The sequence below is a fragment of the Aeromonas sp. SrichE-2G genome (genome assembly GCF_017939565.1).
Taxonomy (GTDB): domain Bacteria; phylum Pseudomonadota; class Gammaproteobacteria; order Enterobacterales; family Aeromonadaceae; genus Aeromonas; species Aeromonas taiwanensis.
Genome location: NZ_JAGKRG010000004.1, coordinates 1,427,919 through 1,448,253, shown reverse-complemented (window position 1 = coordinate 1,448,253; position 20,335 = coordinate 1,427,919). Strand labels below are relative to the sequence as shown.

Annotated in this window: 18 protein-coding genes; 8 read left to right on the top strand and 10 right to left on the bottom strand. The window is 64.8% G+C overall.

Translation table 11 applies throughout. From position 1 onward, the window contains the following. Positions 1 to 3: 3 nt before the first annotated feature. The 6 genes from J9885_RS08500 to J9885_RS08475 all read left to right on the top strand — a co-directional run bounded on the left by J9885_RS08500 (position 4) and on the right by J9885_RS08475 (position 8,878). Positions 4 to 3,948, top strand: a complete 3,945-nt coding sequence (locus J9885_RS08500) for a transporter substrate-binding domain-containing protein (protein ID WP_246876822.1) — start codon at positions 4 to 6, stop codon at positions 3,946 to 3,948. A gap of 1 nt (position 3,949) precedes the next feature. Continuing rightward, positions 3,950 to 5,200, top strand: a complete 1,251-nt coding sequence (locus J9885_RS08495; RefSeq protein WP_210548803.1) for a response regulator — start codon at positions 3,950 to 3,952, stop codon at positions 5,198 to 5,200. 3 nt (positions 5,201 to 5,203) lie between these two features. Continuing rightward, complete coding sequence (locus J9885_RS08490; protein ID WP_134694424.1) at positions 5,204 to 5,818, top strand: GNAT family N-acetyltransferase; 615 nt, start codon at positions 5,204 to 5,206, stop codon at positions 5,816 to 5,818. Between the two features lie 72 nt (positions 5,819 to 5,890). Next, positions 5,891 to 6,664, top strand: coding sequence for a Sir2 family NAD+-dependent deacetylase (gene cobB, locus J9885_RS08485; RefSeq protein WP_043760379.1), 774 nt, complete (start codon positions 5,891 to 5,893; stop codon positions 6,662 to 6,664). Positions 6,665 to 6,743: 79 nt separating this feature from the next. Then, positions 6,744 to 7,223 carry a hypothetical protein gene (locus tag J9885_RS08480; RefSeq protein ID WP_210548967.1) on the top strand — a complete coding sequence of 160 codons (480 nt, stop codon included), beginning with the start codon at positions 6,744 to 6,746 and terminating at the stop codon, positions 7,221 to 7,223. Continuing rightward, on the top strand, positions 7,220 to 8,878 hold the full coding sequence (locus J9885_RS08475; protein WP_349237382.1) for a diguanylate cyclase: 1,659 nt from the start codon (positions 7,220 to 7,222) through the stop codon (positions 8,876 to 8,878). Before J9885_RS08480 ends, J9885_RS08475 begins: the two co-directional genes overlap by 4 nt. 53 nt (positions 8,879 to 8,931) lie before the next feature. Here the strand turns inward: J9885_RS08475 and J9885_RS08470 are convergent, their stop codons facing one another. From J9885_RS08470 to J9885_RS08440, 7 genes are all read right to left on the bottom strand, one after another. Then, positions 8,932 to 9,951, bottom strand: coding sequence for a substrate-binding domain-containing protein (locus J9885_RS08470; RefSeq protein ID WP_210548801.1), 1,020 nt, complete (start codon positions 9,949 to 9,951; stop codon positions 8,932 to 8,934). Further along, positions 9,951 to 10,883: a ribokinase gene (gene rbsK / locus J9885_RS08465; RefSeq protein WP_210548799.1), complete on the bottom strand. Its 933-nt coding sequence runs from the start codon at positions 10,881 to 10,883 to the stop codon at positions 9,951 to 9,953. The genes J9885_RS08470 and rbsK overlap by 1 nt, the downstream gene beginning before the upstream one ends. A 94-nt stretch (positions 10,884 to 10,977) precedes the next feature. After that, entirely contained in the window at positions 10,978 to 11,853 is an 876-nt protein-coding gene (gene rbsB / locus J9885_RS08460) for a ribose ABC transporter substrate-binding protein RbsB (protein WP_043760385.1), read from the bottom strand. A gap of 30 nt (positions 11,854 to 11,883) precedes the next feature. Continuing rightward, positions 11,884 to 12,852, bottom strand: coding sequence for a ribose ABC transporter permease (gene rbsC / locus J9885_RS08455; RefSeq protein WP_043760387.1), 969 nt, complete (start codon positions 12,850 to 12,852; stop codon positions 11,884 to 11,886). Continuing rightward, entirely contained in the window at positions 12,849 to 14,372 is a 1,524-nt protein-coding gene (gene rbsA / locus J9885_RS08450; RefSeq protein WP_210548797.1) for a ribose ABC transporter ATP-binding protein RbsA, read from the bottom strand. The genes rbsC and rbsA overlap by 4 nt, the downstream gene beginning before the upstream one ends. An 18-nt stretch (positions 14,373 to 14,390) precedes the next feature. After that, positions 14,391 to 14,810, bottom strand: a complete 420-nt coding sequence (gene rbsD, locus J9885_RS08445; RefSeq protein WP_043760392.1) for a D-ribose pyranase — start codon at positions 14,808 to 14,810, stop codon at positions 14,391 to 14,393. A gap of 244 nt (positions 14,811 to 15,054) precedes the next feature. Beyond that, entirely contained in the window at positions 15,055 to 15,672 is a 618-nt protein-coding gene (locus tag J9885_RS08440) for a glutathione S-transferase family protein (RefSeq protein ID WP_210548794.1), read from the bottom strand. 258 nt (positions 15,673 to 15,930) lie between these two features. Between J9885_RS08440 and J9885_RS08435 the strand changes: the two genes are divergently transcribed. Together J9885_RS08435 and J9885_RS08430 are read left to right on the top strand one after the other, a co-directional pair. Beyond that, on the top strand, positions 15,931 to 16,686 hold the full coding sequence (locus J9885_RS08435) for a hypothetical protein (RefSeq protein WP_210548961.1): 756 nt from the start codon (positions 15,931 to 15,933) through the stop codon (positions 16,684 to 16,686). Positions 16,687 to 16,752: 66 nt separating this feature from the next. Next, positions 16,753 to 17,418 carry a DUF2987 domain-containing protein gene (locus J9885_RS08430; protein ID WP_210548792.1) on the top strand — a complete coding sequence of 222 codons (666 nt, stop codon included), beginning with the start codon at positions 16,753 to 16,755 and terminating at the stop codon, positions 17,416 to 17,418. Positions 17,419 to 17,496: 78 nt separating this feature from the next. On the opposite strand, the gene ttcA is transcribed toward J9885_RS08430, so the two are convergent. The 3 genes from ttcA to J9885_RS08415 all read right to left on the bottom strand — a co-directional run bounded on the left by ttcA (position 17,497) and on the right by J9885_RS08415 (position 20,317). Continuing rightward, the gene (ttcA, locus tag J9885_RS08425; RefSeq protein WP_043760401.1) at positions 17,497 to 18,405 is read right to left on the bottom strand and encodes a tRNA 2-thiocytidine(32) synthetase TtcA; all 909 of its coding nucleotides are present in this window, start codon (positions 18,403 to 18,405) and stop codon (positions 17,497 to 17,499) included. Between the two features lie 67 nt (positions 18,406 to 18,472). Further along, on the bottom strand, positions 18,473 to 19,420 hold the full coding sequence (uspE, locus tag J9885_RS08420) for a universal stress protein UspE (RefSeq protein ID WP_043760404.1): 948 nt from the start codon (positions 19,418 to 19,420) through the stop codon (positions 18,473 to 18,475). A gap of 141 nt (positions 19,421 to 19,561) precedes the next feature. After that, entirely contained in the window at positions 19,562 to 20,317 is a 756-nt protein-coding gene (locus tag J9885_RS08415; RefSeq protein ID WP_043760407.1) for an FNR family transcription factor, read from the bottom strand. Between the last annotated feature and the right edge of the window lie 18 nt (positions 20,318 to 20,335).

The following is a 20,335-nucleotide window of genomic DNA, read 5'->3' as shown; positions in this document are numbered from 1 at the left end:
TCTATGATAAGAATTCTGCTGCTGTCCGGTGCGTTGCTGGCCCTGCCACTGCGTGCCGCCATACTCCCCCTGTCACCCGGTACCCAGGCGTATGTTGATGCACTCTCCGGTCTGACCTTCTGTTACCCCGCCCTGCAGCGCCCTCCCTATCTGGAAGAGCAGGGGGGGCTGCTCATCGACCAGGTGACGCGCCTGGCCCAGCAGCTGCCGGTGCCGCTGCGCTTCGAGACCTTGCCCAACTGGGCGGCCACCTTGCAGGGCCTGCAGGATGGCCGCTGCGATCTCATCCCCCATGTGAGCCCCTCCCTGCAGACGCCGTCCGGCATGGCGCTGAGTCGGGCCATGCTGGAGGCGGAGTCAGCCATTCTCTATCGCGGCGAACTCGACGAGGCCCGCTTCCTGGTCTCGCCCATCTGGCGGGCACAGGAGATCCTGGCACGGCTTTATCCTCGCGCCTCCCAGCTGCCCCTGACCGAGGCGGAAAACTGGTACGGTGCCCTCGTCGCGGGGCGGGGCAGCGCCTATCTCGGGGACTATCTGCAGTTGCGTTACCTGATGCGGGAGTACCCGGACGAGGGACTGCGCCTGCGCCGTTTGCGCAGCGACGATCTGGTGCTCAGCTATCGGTTGATGATGCGGGACAGGCCGGAGCTGCGCGAGTTGGTGGACAAGGCGATCCGCTTCCTGCCGCCGGGTAGCCTCTATCGGGATCTGGGGCGCTATCTGCCCCAGAGCGAGCAGGATGTAAACCCGCTGCACTTCACCGACAGGGAGCAGGCCTGGCTCGTGGGCAATGCCCACACCATCAAGGTGGTGGCGGATCCCGGTTTCATGCCCTACAGCGGCATCAACGAGCAGGGGGGGTTCATTGGCTGGAGCGCGGATGTCTTGCGGGAAGTGAGCCGGCAGACGGGGCTGCATTTCGAACTGCTGCCCGCCGCGAGCAGGGAGGAGGCCCTGGCCAAGCTGCGCAGCGGGGAGGCGGCCATGATGGCGGGTCTGCTGGAGTCGCCAGCGCTGGGGGCGGAGTTTGACTTCACCCGGGTGGTGGCGACCAGTCGCTATGCCCTGGTCAGCCGCAAGCTGGGGGCGCCACAGTCCCTGGCCGAGGTCAGCGGCAAGGTGATGGTTCCCCGGATGCTCTATGACACCGGGCTGCTCGCCCGCTTCGGCCACCACGAGTGGGAAGTGGCCGACAGCCTGCTGGAAGGGCTGGCGGCGGTGCAGCGGGGTGATGCGAAAGTCATGCTGGCCGAGCTTTACCAGCTGCAGTATCCGCTTCGCAACAACCAGCTGGGGGAGCTGACCGTCACCGAATTGCCGGAGCGCTTCGGCCTGGGATTTGCCCTGCGCCCCGATCAACCCAGGCTGGCCGGCGTACTGGAGCAGAGCCTGATGGCCATCACGGATCGCCAGGTGGACGATCTGGTGCAACGCTGGCGCCGCCTGGTCCTGCACCAGCAGGAGGGGGTCAGCTACGGCTTCTGGCTCGGTTCCGTTCTGCTGGCGCTGATGATCAGCATGGCGGTGATCTGGCTGATCTGGCGCTCCCGTCAGCAACTGGCGCAGGAGGCGCGAGAACGCCAGAAGGCGGAGCAGGCCCTGGCGCTGGAGAGCCAGTTCAGGGAGTCCCTCTTCCAGGCGCTGCCGGTCCCCGTGTTCCTGCGCAACGACAAGGGGGAGGTGATCAAACGCAACAAACGGGCCAAGCGGATGGAGGCCCGTTACGCCGCCGATCTCGTGCTGCCTGCGCCCCAGTTGCAGGGGGCGGAAGGGGAGCTGGCGCTGGGTGATCAGGTCTACTCCTATGCCCAGATCCCGCTGCGCCTGGGCCCGCACTCTCCGGCTGGGGATCTCATCGCCCTCTCGGACATCAGCGCCCTGCGCGAGCGCACCCGGCTGTTGCGCCAGGCGGAGCGGCGCCTGCGGGCCCTGACCAATACGGTGCCCGGCGTGGTGCTGCAATTCACCCTGCAGAGTGGCGCCATCAGCCGGGTGGAGTTTGTGAGCCGTGGCAGCCACGAGCTGCTGGGGCTGGCCAGCCAGCAGATCCGCGTCAATCCCAACGAGGCCCTCACCCGCATCTCACGCCAGGACAGGCGCGAGATGCGCGCCCCTATGCTGACCATGCTGCAGGCGGGGCGTCCTTTCTCCCATCTCTTGCGCTACCAGCATCCCGTCAAGGGCTCGCGCTGGCTGCAGTTCTCCGGGAGGGGACGGCGTCAGGGGGCCGGGTGGCGAGTCTTCGGGGTGCTGCAGGATGCGACCGGCAGGGTGGAGCAGGAGCACAAGCTGCAGCTCTCCCACGAGCAGGCCCAGCAGGCGGTGCTGGCGAAGGGGCGCTTCCTCGCTGCCGTGAGCCACGAGATCCGCACCCCCATGAACGCCATGCTGGGGCTGCTGGAGTGGCTGGATCAGACCGCGCTCAATGCCGAGCAGGCCTCGGTGCTGGCGCACGTCAGGCAGGCGGGCAACGAATTGCTGAGCCTGCTCAACGACGTGCTCGACTTCAGCCGCAATGAAACGAGCGGGCTCAGGCTCTCCGTGCAGCCCACCGATCTGGTGGAGTTGTGCGAGCACGTGGCGGCGGTGCACTGGTCCAAGGCACGCTCCCGGCATCTGCAGCTGCGCCTCGAGCTGGACCCGGCACTGCCTGCCCTGATGGAGCTCGATCCCCACCGCGTGCAGCAGGTGCTGCACAACCTGCTCTCCAACGCCATCAAGTTCAGCGAGCGGGGAGAGGTGGTGCTCTGGGCACGCCGGCAGGGGGAGTGGATCTGGTGCGGTGTGGACGATCAGGGGCCCGGCATCAGCGCCGAGCTGCTGCCCCGCCTGTTCCAGCCCTTCGAGCAGGGTGAGGAGCCCGGCCAGTTAAGGGCCCAGGGGACGGGGCTCGGGCTCGCCATCTGTCGCCAGCTGATGGAGCAGATGGGGGGTCATATTCGGGTCGAACCCGTGGCCACTGGCGGCAGTCGCTTCGTCTGCGCCTTGCCTCTTCGACCCGCCCAGGAGAAGGCGCCCTGGCAACCCAGGGTCAAGCAGCTCTCCTTGCAACTGCCAGCGCAAGAGCGGGCCTATATCCGGGCCTGGCTTGCCGCGTTTGGCATCACAGAGGATGAAGCGGCCCCGGTCCTTGGCGCGTTTGAGGACGAGCAGGGATTGCGGGCCTGGTCATGGCAGGGAGAGCCCTGGATCCCGGGCTCGGTGATCAGTCTGCTGCAGCCCCGCCTTGCCCAGGAGGGGGAGGAGATAGCGGATCTGCCGGGCGCCAGCATGCGGGTGCTTCTGGTGGAAGATCACGAGGTGAACCGGGTGTTGATCAGCATGCAGCTCAGTCAGCTGGGGGCTCGGGTGCTGAGCGCTGCCAACGGTCGCCTGGCCCTCGACATCCTGCGCTCGGAAACGGTGGATCTGGTGCTGACCGATCTGCAGATGCCGGTGATGGACGGCGCCGAGCTGTGCAGGCAACTGCGCGCCGATGTGCGCTGGCAACATCTGCCGGTCTATGTGATCACCGCCGATCTCAGCGAGCAGGCGGCGCAGCGGCTGGCGGAGTGCGGTTGTCAGGGGCGGTTGGACAAGCCCGTGCTTCTGAAGGAGCTGGCCACCTTGCTGCGTACCCTCGGTGGTCGACACAGTGATGGCCAGGTGCAGGCGTTGCCGACCGCGGTCATGACCCTGTCGCCCCTGTTGACCCCGCCCCTTATTGCGCTTTACCTGACCTCGCTTCGCCAGGAGCTGGCGGACATCGAGCAGTGCGTGACACAAGGGGACCAGGCCGCCCTCGATTCGGCTTTACACAAGATGAAGGGGGCCGCCAAAATGGTGGGGGCCAGCCCGCTGGTCCAGGTGATCGACCGTTGGCAGGAGGCCCCCGGACACCCCCTAGCAGCAGAGTTGCGGCTGACCGTGGAAGAGGTCTGCCGACAACTGGGCGAGAGAGCATGAGATGATCATCACAGAGGAAGAGTTGCTGGCCTTGCTGGAGTCTGATGACAGTCAGGAGCCGGTGTTTCACCCCGTCAGCGTCTATGCCCTGGACGCCGCCTCCTATCAGGCGGTCAAGGCCGCCGGCTTGCCGGCCTATGCCAGTCTGCACCGCACCCGTCCCGATGCCGGCTGGCAATGGGAGGGGCTGTTTGCCACCGGAGCCATCGCCCTGTTCGATCCCGCCTCTCATGCCGGTGCCGACTACCTGCCGCAGTTGCTGACCCCGGGGGCGGGTATCTATCGCCTCTCTGCCCCTTGGCTGGAAGGGCTCCAGGCGCGGGAGCAGGAGTGGCGGACCTGGCTCTCCCGGTTGCAGGTCTTGCTGCTCGAGGATCACCCCTTTCAGGGAGCCTGCATCCAGCAGGAGATAGAGGCGCTGGGGCTGCCCTGCACATGGGTGCAGGAGGGTGAAGGGTGCCTCAAGGCGCTGGAAGAGGATGGGGTGGGATTGCTTATCTGCGATCTCAGCCTGGCGGAGCAGGATGCCATCAGTCTGTTGATGAGCCACCCCCAGTATCGCCACAGCGGCCTGCCCATCGTGCTGCTCTCCGCCCATGATCAGACCCTGATCGACGGTGCCAGGCGCCTGTTGCACGATGCGGGCTTCAACGTGCTGGCCGCACTGGCCAAACCCTTGCTGAGCGATGATCTGCTGCGCCTGCTCAAGGCGCTCTATCTGGGGCCACAACGCCGGCGCAGACTGGGTGGCCTGAGGCGCACCATCCGCAGCTGGCAGGGGGAGGCGAGGGGAGAGCTCGGTCTGCTGGCGGAGGCGGGCTCGTTCACGCTCCCCGTCTGGCTGAGCTTAAGCGGCCTGGCTCCCCACTGGGAACCGCTCAAGGCCTGGCTGGAACAGCATGGGCGCCCGGCGAGCGAACTGACCCTGGTGATCCATCGGCGGGACAACCTGCTGAACCATGCGGATCGCTTCGCCCTGGTGCTCCAGGCGAGCCTGGCCGGGGCGAGGCTCGCCCTGCTGCAGGACAACGCCCAGCACCTGCCGTTCGATCTGCTGGAGCGGTTGCCGCTGCAATCCCTGCTGCTGGGACAGCATATGCAGTCCGAGATCGAGGCCATGGCCGGAGACTCCCTGCTGGCCCGTTTCATCCAGCGCGCCAGGGATCTCGGCATCGCCCTCTATCTCGACGATCCCTTCAACCTGCTCGACCCTACCCAGTGGCAGGATCGCGGCATAGCGGGGCGCTGGTAAGCCGTGCCGCGCTACCTCTGCTGGCCCCTCGACGAGGGGCGTCTGGTACGGGGGCTGACGGGCTGGACGCCCCCCGCCTCGCGCGCCGCCCTGCCCATGGCGATGGAGGTGGGCGGCGTGCCCTGCCGGCTGCGGGAGCTGGCGGGGAGCGACCCCGAGTCCATCCGGGCAGCCTATGATGCGCTCAGCGAGCAGAGCGTCTATCTGCGCTTCATGCGGGCCAAGCAGCCTGCGACGGCCGAGCAGCTCGCCTTCTTTCTCGACTACCCCAGAGAACCCCAGATAGGGTTGCTGCTGACCGACGAGCAAGGGGCACCGCTTGCCATGGCCCAGTCCGTGCGTCGACGTTTGCACCCGGACAGGGCCGAGTTTTCCTGCATAGTGGCGGATCATTTCCAGCATCGCGGCGCCGGGCGGCGCATCCTGATGGCGCTGGCCCTGCTGGCTTACGGGGAGGGGATACGGGAGTGGACGGCCGAAGTGCTCGGCCAGAACCGCCCCATGCTGTCGCTCCTGAAGGGGCTGGGGCTGCCGCTGACCCTGGTGACGGGGCGGGAGATGGTCTTCGCCAGACTGGATCTGGGCGTCCTGCGAGGATGGTTTCCCCCCCAGCCCTAAGACCAAGGGCGAATGTGCCGTCCCTTGCTCCTGTGCTAAGGTCAGCCTGTTACCCGTTGGAGGAGAACAGCCATGGTGCAGTCAGCCAAACATATCGTGATCCTCACCGGTGCCGGCATCTCTGCCGAGTCCGGTATCAAGACGTTCCGGGCCTGCGACGGCCTGTGGGAGGAGCACAGGGTGGAAGATGTAGCCACCCCGGAGGGCTATGCACGGGATCCCGAATTGGTGCAGCGCTTCTACAACGCGAGACGCCATCAGTTGCAGCGGGACGAGGTCCATCCCAACCCTGCCCACTATGCCCTGGCCCGCCTCGAGCGCCTGTTGCCGGGACGCGTGACCCTGATCACCCAGAACATCGACAACCTGCACGAGAGCGCCGGCAGCAAGAATCTCATCCACATGCACGGGGAGCTGCTCAAGGCCCGCTGCCCGGGGTCGGGCCAGGTGATCGAATGGCGCGGGGATCTGCATCAGGACGAGCTCTGCTCCTGCTGCCAGCTCCCCCAGCCGCTGCGCCCCCACGTGGTCTGGTTCGGCGAGATGCCGCTGGGGCTGGATCGCATCTACTCGGCCCTGGCCCAGTGCGATCTCTTCATCTCCATCGGTACCTCTGGCGCCGTCTATCCTGCCGCCGGGTTCGTGCATGAGGCGGGGCTGAACGGTGCCCATACAGTGGAGCTCAATCTGGAACCCAGTGAAGTGGGCAGCCAGTTCGACGAGAAGCGTTATGGCCCGGCCTCCCTGCTGGTACCGGCCTTCGTGGACGAGTTGCTGCAAAGCTGTGGTGTGCACCAGCCCAAACCGATCGATGGTCACAACTGGATGGAAATGCGTGGTTCATAACGATTGAAAGTGAGCACGGTTGCATTGACCCGGTGAAGTCGCCAAACTGGCCCTAGACTCGGGTGCAACTGGCAAGACCATCATGAAGATTCGACAATACGGGTTCCTCTCTCTTCTCCTGGCGCTGATTTCGTTCGGCACCGAGGCCGCTTCTCCCCTGTTGCAATTGATCCTGCCTGACAAGCAGGAAATCTTCCTCGATGAGGCGGCGCTGGCCGCCTTGCCCCAGGCCGAGTTCGAGACGGCCACCCCCTGGACCGTCGGCGTTCACCGCTATCGCGGCCCGACCCTGGCCAGTGTGCTGGCGGCGCATCATGTCGCCGATGCCAGCCTGCTCGACGTGGTGGCGCTCAACGGCTATCGGCAGCGGGTCGATCTCTCCCTGTTTGCCAAGGTGCCGCTCACCCTGGTGCGTTATCAGGATGACAAGCCGCTCACCCGCCGCAACAAGGGCCCCCTCTGGCTGCTCATCCCCCTCTCGGCCCATCCCGAGATGGATGTCTCTACCATCCACAACAACATGGTCTGGCAGACGATCCGCATCGAGGTCGTCAAGTGAGCCGTCGACAGCGCCACAACCTGCTGCTTGCAGCCATCTCCCTGCTGTTTCTGTTCTCATCCGTCTGGGGCCTGCTGCTGCAGAGCCGCCACGAACAGCTCGTCGACAAGTTCTATCGCAATATCCACTGGAACATCAGCCAGGTGATGCAGGAGTCCCAGCGCCTCCTCTACGATCTGCGCCTCTATCGGGCCGGGGGACTCGATATGGAGACCCTGAGCCTGCATTACGATCTGCTCTGGAACCGGCTGGATGTGTTTCTGGTCAGCTCGGAGACGGCGGATGCCCGCTCCCGCCACGGCTTGGGCGAGGTGCTGACCAGGCTGTTTGCCGAGGTCAAGGCGCTGGACCCCCAGATCCAGGCCGGCGCGCTGCAAGAGGGGAAGGCCCTCGACCAGTCGCTGGCCAGGATTGCCGGTCTCACCCGCCAGGTGGAGCTGATAGGGGATCAGATCCTCTCCGGCCAGGAGCGGGAGGCGTCGCTCAACCAGCTGCGCCAGAGCCTGTTCTGGATCCAGATCTGGCAGCTCATCCTGTTGATCATGGGGGGGATACTGGTCTTTGCCCTGATCCGCACCAACCTGCATAATCGCCGCCTCTCCCTGCTGGACCCCATGACCCGGCTCGGCAACCGCCGGGCCCTGCAGGGGCAGCTCAAACCTTCCCTGCTGCGCGGCAAGGTTCAGGCTCTGGCAGTGCTCGATCTGAAGCGGTTCAAGCAGGTCAATGATCTGCTCGGTTACCAGGTCGGTGATCGCCTGCTGCAGGCGGTTGCTGCCCGGTTGCGGCAAGCCTATCCCGGTCACGCTTACCGGCTGGGAGGGGACGAGTTCGCCGTGGTGCTGGCCACCGAACCCGGTGATCTCGACGCCCGCATGGCGGCCATGGTGGCGCTGTTGCAGTTCGAGTTCGTGACCCGGGAGAGTCGCTTCGATCTCGCCTGCCGTTTCGGGGTCGCCAGGGCCGAGGAAGAGGGGGATGCAGAGCAGCTGTTGGAGCATGCCATCCTGGCCCTGAACCACGCCAAACGGGACAATGAGACCCTGGTCTGGTACCAGGCGTCGATGAAGGCTGCCCTCAGCATGAACCAGCGGCAGTTGCACCAGTTGCGGGAGTGGCTGGGGGGCGCCGCGCCCTCGCCCCTGGAGACGGTGTGCGAGCCCCTGAAAGACGAGCGGGGGGAGATGGTGACGGCCATCAGCGCGCGTTGGAAGGTAGGACAGCAGGCGTGCGACGTGGGCTGGATGCAGGAGCGCGGCGTCCTGGGTCCCGTGATGGCCAGGCTGCTGCTGGAAGAGGCTCATCGGCAGCCACTGTTGCTGGAACTGAACCAGCCGTCGCAACTGGTGCACGTGCTGGCCTCCCTGCCACCCTTGCCCCCCGGAGCGCTGATCCTGGCCCTGCCCACCCTGGTGGAGGATGCCGCCCTGCTCGAGACGGTGCGCCGCCATGACTGCGTGCTGGCGCTGTGCGAGCTCGGCAGCCGTGTACCCACCCTGTTGCGGGCGGGCTGGCCGGTTCGTTACTGGTTGCCGGACCCCTCGGATCACGACGCCCTGCTGCAGCCCCTGGCCAGACAGCTGGGGCTGCGACGCCTGAGCCGCCTGAGCGCGGCGGAGCTGGGCGACAGGCGCAAGCAGCAAGAGCCCCGTTGACGGGCAGATACGACGAAAAGGGCGGCCTGAGCCGCCCTTTTCGTGTTCGTGGATCAGGCTACGGGGGCCGGAGGAAGGGGAGCGCAGGAGTCTCTGATCACCAGGTCCGGCTCCACGGTGATCCGGCGATTGTCTATCTGCTCGCCGTTGATGCGGGCCAGCAGCCGGGTGACGGCGAGGCGGCCGAGCTCCTCCTTGGGCTGGTTGACCGTGGTCAGGGCGGGCGACATGTACTGGGCCAGGGCCACGTTGTCATAGCCGACCAGGGAGAGATCCCGGGGGATGACGAGACCGGCGCGATGGGCGGCGCTGATGACCCCCATGGCCATCATGTCGTTGCAGACGAAGAGGGCGGTGGGGCGCTCGGGGAGTGCCAGCAGACGCGCCATGGCGGCGGCGCCGCTGGCACAGTCGAAGTCTCCCTCCTGGACCCAGGCCGGATTGACACTGAGCCCCGCCTCCTGTATCGCCTGCTCGAAGCCTGCCTGGCGCTGGTTGGCGGGGGCCCGACGCTGGGGGCCCGTGATGCAGCCGATGGCGGTGTGACCCAGCGCCAGCAGGTGGCGGGTCGCCAGGTAGCCGCCGCGGTGAGAGTTGTCGGCGATGAGATCCACCTCGCCATTCTCCATGCCCCAGTCCATCACCACCACCGGCAGGCTCTTGAGCCAGGCGAGCTGGTTGAACATCTCCTGCTGCCCCTCGCTGCACATGATGAGCAGGCCATCCACCCGTTTTCTGAGCATCATTCTGAGGTAGGAGAGGGCGGTTTCTGCCTGTCCCTCCGTGTTGCCCAGCATCAGGTTGTAGCCCTGCTCGAAACAGTAGCGCTCCACCCCGCGCACCACTTCGGCGAAGAAGGGGTTGCTGGAAGTGGTGACCAGCATGCCGATACTGTGGGTCTCCTTCACCTTGAGGCTGCGGGCCACCAGACTCGGGGCATAGTTGAGGTCACGCATGGCGGCGAAGACCCGCTCCCGGGTCTCCTCGGCCACGAAGCGGGTCTCGTTGATGACGTGGGAGACGGTGGTGGTGGAAACCCCCGCCCGCGCCGCCACCTCCTTGATATTGGCCATCAGTGCCCCTGCGCCGCTTGGTCCTGGAGGAAGGCATCGACCTCCTGCTTGCCCGGGATGGAACTCTGGGCACCGAAACGGGTTACCGAGAGCGCCGCCGCGCCGTGGGCGAAGCGCACCGCGTAGTGGAAGTCGGCGCCGGCCAGCTCGGCTGCCAGCAGGGCGCCGTTGAAGGTATCCCCCGCGGCCGTGGTGTCCACCGCCTTGACCCGAAAGCCTGGAATGAGCTGTTGCTGTTTCCCGTTGCTGCAATAGACGCCCTGGGAGCCCAGGGTGATCATCACGTCCGTAATCCCCATCTCGTGGAAGCGTTTGGCCGCTTCCCGGGCGCTGGCTTCGTCCGTGACCTTGGTGCCGGTCAGCAGCTCGGCCTCGGTCTGGTTGGGCGTGATGAGGTCCACCAGCCCCAGCAACTCGGCCGACAGGGGCCGGGCGGGCGCCGGGTTCAGCACCACCCGGGTGCCGTGGGATCTGGCCAGGCGGGCCGCTTCCTGCACGCTCTCGAGGGGGACTTCCAGCTGCAGCAGCAGGGTGTGGGCGTCGGCGATCATGGTCTCGTGGCCCTTGACCACGGCCGGGGAGAGGGCGCCATTGGCCTCGGCGGAGATGCCGATGCTGTTCTCCCCTTCGTCGCTCACATAGATGATGGCGATGCCGGTGGGCAGCCGTTCGTCGAGCTCGACGGCGCTCACATCGATGCCGTCTTTGGCGAAGCCCGCCTTCATCTGCTGGCCGATGGCGTCGTCGCCGATGCGGGCGATAAAGGAGACTTCTGCACCTAACCGGGCGGCGGCCACCGCCTGATTGGCCCCCTTGCCGCCTGGCACGACCTGATAGCTGTGGCCGGTCAGGGTTTCACCGGGGCGGGGAAAGTGGGGGACGCGCAGCACATGATCCGCATTGACGCTGCCGAGAACTACGAGACGATTCATTCCTATCACCCTTGTTGAGAACATCCTGGCCTGAGTGGGCCCAGGCCGGGAGGCTCTGATGGAGAAAGGGGGGAGGCGAACCTCCCCCTCGCGCTTACTTGCTGACGATTTGCAGCGGGACCGGGATGGACTGATCTACGGCCTGGCCCTTGAGCACCTTGTCGGCGGTTTCCACGCCGATGGCACCGATCAGGGCCGGTTGCTGGGCCACGGTGGCGGCCAGTTTACCCTTGGCCACGGCAGCCTTGCCATCGTCGGTGCCGTCGAAGCCGACAATCATCACCTCTTTGCCGGCAGCCTGCACGGCGCGGATGGCACCCAGCGCCATCTCGTCGTTCTGGGCGAACACGGCCTGCGCGGTCGGATGGGCGGCCAGCAGGTTCTCCATGACGTTCAGACCCTTGGTGCGGTCAAAGTCGGCGGGCTGGGAGGCCAGCACCTGCAGCTTGTTGGCGGTGACCGCCAGGGCGAAGCCTTCGCCGCGGTCGCGGGCGGCGGAGGTACCGGCGATCCCTTCGAGCTGGATCACCTTGGCGCCGCTGCCGAGCTTCTCGGCGATGAAGTCGCCAGCCAGCTTGCCACCGGCCACGTTGTCGGAGGCAATGTGAGCTTTGACCTCACCCTGCGCCGCGCCGCGGTCCAGGGTCAGCACCGGGATGCTGGCCTTGTTGGCCAGGCGGATGGCGTTGCCCACGGCTTCGGAGTCGGTCGGGTTGATCAGGATGGCGCCTACCTTGCGCACGGTGAGATCTTCCACGTTGGAGAGCTCCTTGGCCGGGTCATTCTGGGAATCCAGGACCACCAGGTCGTAGCCCAGCTCCTTGGCCTTGGCTTCGGCCCCCTCCTTCATGGTCACGAAGAAGGGGTTGTTGAGGGTGGAGACCACCATCGCCAGGGTGTGATCGGCGGCCTGGGCGGTGCCCAGCACGGACATGATGGCGGCGGCGAGCAGGGTATTGAGCTTTTTCATCATTTCATTCCTTGTGTGTGGCGTGGCTTGTTAACGGTTGCTTTTGTTATCGATCATCACGGCGAGCAAGATCACGCTGGCCTTGGCGATCATCTGGTAATAGGAGCTGACGTCGAGCAGGTTGAGGGCGTTGTTGAGGAAGCCGATGATGAGGGCACCGATCAGCGTCCCCATGATGCGGCCCTTGCCCCCCATCAGGCTGGTGCCCCCCAGCACGACGGCGGCGATGGCATCCAGCTCGTACCCCATGCCCGCGGTCGGCTGGGCCGAGGAGAGGCGGGAGGTGACGATGAGGCCGGCCAGGGCGGAGAGGGCACCGCACAGACCATATACCGCGAGCTTGACCCGGTCCACATTGATGCCGGAGAGGCGGGTGGCCGACTCGTTGCCGCCCAGGGCATAGATGTAGCGGCCCAGACGGGTGTGGTTGAGCAGATACCAGGCGAGCAGGAAGACGATGGCCATCAGCCAGATGGGCACAGGCAGGCCGAACAGGTAGCCAGTCCCTATCCAGGCGAAGTGATCGGCGCCGTCACTGAAGCCGGTGGAGATGGGGCGCCCCTCGGTGTAGACCATGGTGATGCCGCGCAGGGCGGTCATGGTGACCAGGGTGGCGATGAAGGCCTGCACCTTGCCCTTGGCGATGATGAGGCCGCTGACGCCGCCGAGCAGGGCACCGGCCCCCAGGGTGAGGGGGATCACCAGCATGATGGGCAGCTCCATGGCGACCATGCTGGCGGCCAGGGCGCCGCACAGGGCCAGCACCGAGCCTACCGACAGATCGATGCCGGCGGTGAGGATGACCAGGGTCATGCCGACCGCCATGATGGCGTTGACCGAGGTCTGGCGCAGGATGTTGAGCAGGTTGTCGGCGGTGAAGAAGTTCGGACTCAGGAAGGAGACCACGCCGATCAGCACCAGCAGGGCCACCAGCGATTTATTCTCGATCCACCAGGCCTTGCTCATGATGCCGCGGCGGGGAAGGGTTTGGGTTGTCATTGTGCTGCCTCTTGCTCTGCTTGCCACTGTTTACCGACGGCGGCCGCCATCAGTTTCTCCTGATTGGCGTCCCGGGTATTGAACTCTGCGCTGATGCGCCCTTCGTGCATCACCAGGATGCGGTCACTCATGCCGAGCACTTCCGGCATCTCGGAGGAGACCAGGATGATGCTCATCCCCTCCATCTTGAACTGGTTGATGAGCTGGTAGATCTCCTTCTTGGCCCCCACGTCCACGCCGCGGGTCGGCTCGTCCAGGATGAGGACCTTGGGCCTTGTCAGCAGGCCCTTGGCGATGGCTACCTTCTGCTGGTTGCCGCCCGAGAGCAGCTTGATGAGCTGGTCCTGGCTCGGGGTCTTGATGTTGAACAGGCGTACGTAGTCGCCCACCGCCTGGCGTTCGGCCTGGCCGTCAATCTTGCCGCCGCGGATGAACTCGCCGAGGGCGCACAGGCTCATGTTTTCGCGCACCGAGAGCTCCAGCACCAGGCCGTCGCCCTTGCGATCCTCGGAGATGTAGGCGATGCCGGCGGCCAGGCCATCGGCCGGTCCCCTGGGAGCCAGGGCATGGCCATCCACGGTAATGGCACCGCTGCTGACGGGGCTGGCACCGTAGATAAGCTTCATCAGCTCGGTGCGCCCGGAGCCCATGAGGCCGCTGAAGCCGAGGATCTCCCCCTGGCGCACGGAGAAGCTCACCCCGCGCACGCCGGGGCCGGCCAGGTCTTTTACCTGCAGGCTGACCGGTCCGAGCTCGCGCACCAGGCGCGGGTACTGCTCCTCCAGCCGGCGGCCCACCATCATCTCGATGATCCTGTCTTCGTCGAGATCGCTCACCGCCTGCTCGCCAATCCACTTGCCGTCCCGCAGCACGGTGACCCGATCGCAGATCTCGAAGATCTCCTTCAGGCGGTGGGAGATGTAGACGATGCCGCAGCCCTGCTCGCGCAGCTCGCGGATGACCTTGAACAGCTGCTCGGTCTCGGTGTCGGTCAGGGCATCGGTGGGTTCGTCCATGATGATGACGCTGGCATCAAACGACAGCGCCTTGGCGATCTCCACCATCTGCTGCTCGCCGATAGAGAGATCCCCGAGCCGGGTGTCCGGCCCGTGCTTGACCCCGAGGCGTGCCAGGAGGCCACTGGCCCGTTCCCGCAGCTGCTTGTGGTCGATGCTGCCAAAGCGGGTGCGCGGCTCGCGGCCGAGGAAGATGTTGGCGGCAATTGACAATTCCGGCAGCAGGTTCAGCTCCTGGTGGATGATGCTGATCCCCTGATCCTGGGAGTCGCGCGGTCCCTTGAAGTGGACCGGCTGGCCGCGATAGCTGATGGTGCCGCTGTCGGCCTGATAGATGCCGGTCAGCACCTTCATCAGGGTGGACTTGCCGGCGCCGTTTTCGCCGAGCAGGGCCATCACCTGGCCCGGGTAGACCTTGAGGCCTGCCTCATCGAGCGCCCGCACGCCGGGGAAGGTCTTGACGATCCCGCTGAGCGACAGAATGGGCGAGGGGGTTGTACTCATGGCTGATTCCTTCAAGGCTTAGAACGCCACGCCGGCGCAGAGGATCAGGTTGGCGTAGGGGGTGACCTCGCCGCTGCGCACGATGGCCTTGCTCTGGTGGGAGCGGGCCTTGAACGCCTCGTGCAGGCAGTATTCGATGGCAATCGGCTTGCCCTGTGCCTGGGCGTGGGCCTCTATCTGATCCACCAGAGCCTGGTGGGCGTCCGGGCTGATCTCCCTGATCTCGCTCGCCATGATCACCTTCTCCACCACCAGGTCGGTGAGCAGGGCGGTCAACACAGTGGTGAGGCTGGGGGTACCCGCCATCAGCGCCAGATCGATGCGCTCGGGGCCGGCCGGGATGGGCAGGCCCGCGTCGCAGACGGTGATCTCGTCGGTGTGGCCCATCCGGGCGACCAGCGCACTTAGGGGGGCATTGAGCAGCTTGCCTCGTTTCATACAGCACCTCGGCGGTCTGTGACCGCATATCGGATATTGAGCGGGGCAACCGGTTACGCAACCGGTTGCGTCGTTGGGGCGAAAGATAGGCGCTAACCGTTAACGGGTCTAGGCACAGATGAAGAAAATGTGAAAACGATCTCAATGAGGCGCAGGAAAAACGTAAAACGGGTGCCAGAAGAGCACCCGTTTGGTCATGGGCACCGCTGCCCCGGGGAGGAACCGCGGCGCCTGCAGGAGAGAGTCAGACGGCGAGCGCCTCCTGCACGGTGGGGCGTGCCAGCATGCGCCCATGATGGGCTGCCACCTTGGGAAACTCGGCGATGTCCACCCCGTCGCTCGCCAGCCAGCCTGCGACCACGAACAGATAGATGTCGGCCAGGCTGAAACGCTCCCCCAGCACCCAGGGGCCGGCCAGGTAGTGGTGCTCTATCTCGGCGAAGCCGTCGCGCATGTTCCGGGGCATCTTGGCCTGCATGGCGGCGATGGCCTGCTCGTCATCGGCCCAGCGGCTGGCCCGGCGCCCGTGGGCATGGGCGACGTGGACGGTGGAGGCCAGGAAGCTGTGCACCTCCTGCATGCGGGCCAGCAGGAAGGGATCGTCCAGGGGGGCCAGCTGCGCCTCTGGGAAGCGCTGGGCGACATAGAGCAGCAGCGCCGGCGTTTCGGTCAGCACGCCGCGCTCGGTCACCAGCGCCGGCACCCGGCCCTTGGGGTTGATGGCCAGATAGGCGGGGGATCGCTGCTCGCCGGCGGCGAGGTCAAGACGCTGGACCCGGTGCGGGGCGTTGGCCTCCACCAGGGCGATGCGCACCGCCATGGCGCAGGTACCTGGCGCAAGATAGAGGGTCAGTTCGGACATGGCGTACTCCTTGTGTGAGCGATGAGGGGAAAGATCCCGTGGATGAGAGGCGCGGCGTCTGCCGGGTCCAGCCGTCATCCTACGCCCGTCGTCACCGGGGGCCAAGCAGGGGGGATCAAGGGTTTTTGCCGCTGGTATCAATGGCTTTCTGAACGGAAGATAACAGGAAAAACGGCTACGCATGCCTGGTCAAACCGCTATAATGTGCCACCTTGGATCAGTCGTCAGTGAATGTTGGATAGTCAATTGAGTAATAGAATGCGGATCGGTGGTACCCTCGAAAAGTCCCTCAGCCAGGGATACCGTCTGGACTTGCCATGGGTGCTGAAAGAGGCGTGGCAACAGACCCGGCGCACCGGTTTCGGTCTGGCGCTGGCCATCGTCGGGGTCATGGCAATCTGGATCCTGCTGAGCAACACCCTGCTGGCCCCCTATGTTGCCCAGGAGGGCGGTGACATGGACATGGCCCTGCTCCTGAGCCTGCTCATCACGGTGATCATGTCTCCCATGACCTCCTCCCTCGACATGCTGGGACTGCAACAGTCGGTCGGCGTCCGTGCCCGGCCCGGCCAGGTGTTCGACTTCTTCCGCCACTTCCTGCGTCTGGGCAGCCTGAGCCTGCTCGGCAGCCTCATCACCAGCCTGTTCGGCCCCCTGTTCGAACTGGTGGGCCTGCCGGTGATGCTGGCCTTCATCCCCTCTGCCCTGGTGGGCATGGGGCTGGTGTTCACCGTCCCCCTGGTGCTGGAGCGCGGCCTGTCGCCAGCCCAGGCCATTCTGGTTTCCCTCAAGCTGTTTGCCCGCGGCTGGCCCAGCATAGTGCTGCTGCACGGGGTCATGCTGGCGCTCTTCTTCCTGGCGCTCATCCCCATGGGGCTGGGGCTTATCTGGGTGGCCCCCCTCTACTTCAACTGCAAGGGGATCCTCTACCGGGATCTGTGCGGGGTCGCCGTGGAGGTGACCGAGGTGGCGGACAACGCCGGCGGGCAGGGGCCGGATCACTTCAACGCCTGACGGGCAGGGTTGTCAGGTTGTCGCCAAGGTCGGCGCACTATGCTGCGCGATGAAAAAGGATGGCACATGCAGAATCGATACGGGGTGGCGGCCGCGCTGCTGCTGGCTCCCATGCTGGGGCAGGCGGCGCCGTCGCTGGAGCTGGCGTACGGCACCTTCTACAGCCAGATGAAGACGTTCGCCAAGGGGGAGTTCGGTCACGCCAGGCTGGGCTTTTACCTGACCAGTCAGCAAAACGGCCAGCGTTGCCTGCTCACCTCGGCCAGGGTCTCGACCCCGGACAGGGACGTGCCCGCCGAGGTCACGGTGGACAGCGAACTGCGGCTGCCCTATGACGACGATCTCAACCTCGACAAGGCGACCGTGGTGGTCGGGCTCAGCGAGCCGCACGTAGCCTGCGACATGTCGGTGCAGGTGATGGCCGATGCGCCCGCCACCCCCGAGATGCCGCTGGCGGAGATCACCCTGCGTCAGCAGCAGATGCAGCAGTTGCTCGACAAGATGGCCGGCATGGTCGGCAAGTATTTCCTGCCGAAGATGGAGGGGGTGCGTCTCTCCCTGGTGGCGCCTTCAGGGACGGCCTACCTGGTCGAGGGCGCCCGTCAGGAGGCCGTCTCCTGGCAGGAAGGGCAGCTGCTTCTCAGCAACGCCCAGCTGGCAGCGTTTGCCGGTGGCAAGTTGCAACTGCAGGGAGAAGTCCTGCGTCTGACCCCCTGGCTGCACAAGGGGTAAGGGCGACAAGCCGCTTATTGCTTATGTAGCGAAATAAAAAAGGAGCGCCAGGCGCTCCTTTTTTGTGGGTGACGGGGCTCAACGCACCTCGATCACGTCCAGCATGTCCATCTCGTCGATGTCCAGCAGCGGGGCCTTGGGCAATTCGGGCGGATCGAATGCCTTGTCGCCACCGTCGATGATGCCGGAGTCGCGGTTGATGCTCTTGAAGTCAAACAGCTGGTGATCGAGCAGGTGGCTCGGGATCACGTCCTGAATGGCGGTGAACATGGTCTCGAGACGACCGGGGAAGCGGCGATCCCACTCCTGCATCATCTGCTTGATGGCCTGGCGCTGCAGGTTTTCCTGAGAGCCGCACAGGTTGCAGGGGATGATGGGGAAGGCCTTGACCTCGGCATAGCGCACCAGGTCCTTCTCCTTGCAGTAGGCGAGCGGTCGGATCACCACGTTCTTGCCATCGTCGCTCACCAGCTTGGGCGGCATGGATTTCAGCTTGCCACCGTAGAACATGTTGAGGAACAGGGTCTCGAGGATGTCGTCACGGTGGTGGCCGAGGGCGATCTTGGTGCAACCCAGCTCCTGGGCGGTACGATACAGAATGCCGCGACGCAGGCGGGAGCAGAGGGCGCAGGTGGTCTTGCCCTCCGGCACCTTCTCCTTGACGATGGAGTAGGTGTCTTCTTCCACGATCTTGAAGTCGATGCCGAGGGAGGTCAGGTATTCCGGCAGCACGTGTTCGGGGAAACCGGGTTGTTTCTGATCCAGGTTGACGGCCACGAGATCGAAATGGATGGGGGCGCTGGCCTTCAGGCTCATCAGGATGTCGAGCATGGCAAAGCTGTCTTTGCCGCCAGACAGGCACACCATGATCTTGTCGCCCTCTTCAATCATGTTGAAGTCGGCGATGGCCTGGCCCACGTTGCGCCGCAGGCGTTTCTGCAGCTTGTTGAAACTGTATTTCTCTTTGGCGTTAAGCTCTTCTAGCATGGCCTCAAACCCGGGACAAAAATAAGCGGCTTATTATAGCCATGTCCCGGGGGAGGGCAAGAAACGCTTATGCAGTATGCCGCCTGTCATCCACCGGGCAGCTGTAATCGTCGGGTTTGAGGATGAGGATGTCGCAGTTGAGCCTGTCGACCACGTGTTCCGCCGTGTTGCCGAGCAGGGCGGCGGAGAGCCCGGTACGACCGACGCAACCCATGATCATCAGGGTGGCCTTGAGCTCGTCCGCCATGTCCGGCAGCACCTCTTCGGGCAGGCCTTCCGCCACCTTGGTCCACATGTGGTTGATGCCGAACTGATCGGCGTGTTCCCGCAGCAGATCTTCATGGTGCTTGCGAATGGCGTCGTTGTAAGCGTTGGGATCGAATTCGGGCAGCTCGATGGCCACGTTGACCGGGGTCCCCGGGTAGGTGTTGACCAGATAGAGGTTGGCACCGAGCAGTTCGGCGATGGCGATCCCCTCGCGGGTGATGCGATCGTTCAAGACCTTCTGTTCCTTGTCATCGCTCGAGCAGTTGATGGCGGCGATGAGGCTGCCACCCCGTTGCCAGTGACCCTCCTTCACCAGCAGGACGGGGCAGGGGCACTTGCGAAGCAGGTGCCAGTCGGTCGGGGTGAAGATGAAAGTTTGCAGGAAGGAGTGCTTGTGGGTCGCCTTGACCACCAGATCGTGGCGCTGCTCCAGCACCTCCTGAATGACGCACTCGAAGGGACGATTGTGCCACAGCACCTTCACCTCGCACTCCACCCCTTTGTCTCGGTAAGGCTGGAGGATCTCGTCGAGCCACTCCCGCCGCTGGGCGATGACACCGTGGCGCATCTCTTCCCGCTCGTCAGCCGACAGCATGGCAGTCATTTCATACGAGAAGTCGTAAATCGTCAGGAGCAGGGTCAGCTGGGCGCCCTGCTCCAGCTCGGCGACCTTGACCGCGCGCTCGAGGGCGATCTGGCGCTCCTCTTCCGGGTTGATCACCACCAGAATGTTTCGGTACTTGACCATGTTCTCCTCCTTGGCAAAAAGGCCAATGATGGCAACTCTTTAGCCATTACAGCTTAGTCCAAGGGGGGCGTCGGGAAGGTGTGCCGGATCAAATTTCAGGGCGAACAGATCCGGCTGAGAATCAGGTGGGCGGAGAGCAGGTCAGCCGCAGGGGGGACGAGTGGCACCGGCCATGATGCCGAGGGCCGTGTGGTCCAATACGGTGATGTACTTGCCCTTGACGCTGATGAGGCCGGATTTCTGGAAACGGCCGAGCAGGCGACTGATGGTCTCGACGGTGAGGCCGAGGTAGTTGCCGATGTCGCCCCGGGTCATGGAGAGGCGGAACTCCTTGGCGGAGAAACCGCGCTCGGAGAAGCGTACCGACAGGTTGTGCAGGAAGGCGGCGAGGCGCTCTTCGGCATTTTTCTTGGAGAGCAGCAGGATCATCTCCTGATCCCCCATGATCTCGTTGCTCATCAGACGCATGATCTGCTGGCGCAGTTTGGGCATCTTGCCAGAGAGATCGTCGAGCACGTCGAACGGGATCTCGCACACCATGGCGGTTTCCAGCGCCTGGGCGAAGGAGGGGTGTGCCTGCTTGTGGATGGCATCGAAACCGACCAGATCCCCGGCGAGGTGGAAGGCGGTGATCTGCTCGTCACCCTGTTCGGTGATGGTATATGACTTGATGGTCCCGGAACGGATGGCGTAGAGCGACTTCAGCTCGTCGCCGGCCTTGAACAACTCTTCGCCCTTCTGGATCGGCTTCTTGCGCTCGATGATACTGTCCAGCTGATCGAGCTCGGTGTCGTTCAGGGTGAAGGGGATGCAGAGCTGGCTGATGCTGCAATCCTGGCAATGAATTGCACAGCCACCGCTCTGAATACGTCTGCCAGGTTTCTTGTCCGGGATCATAGGCTCATATGAATAATT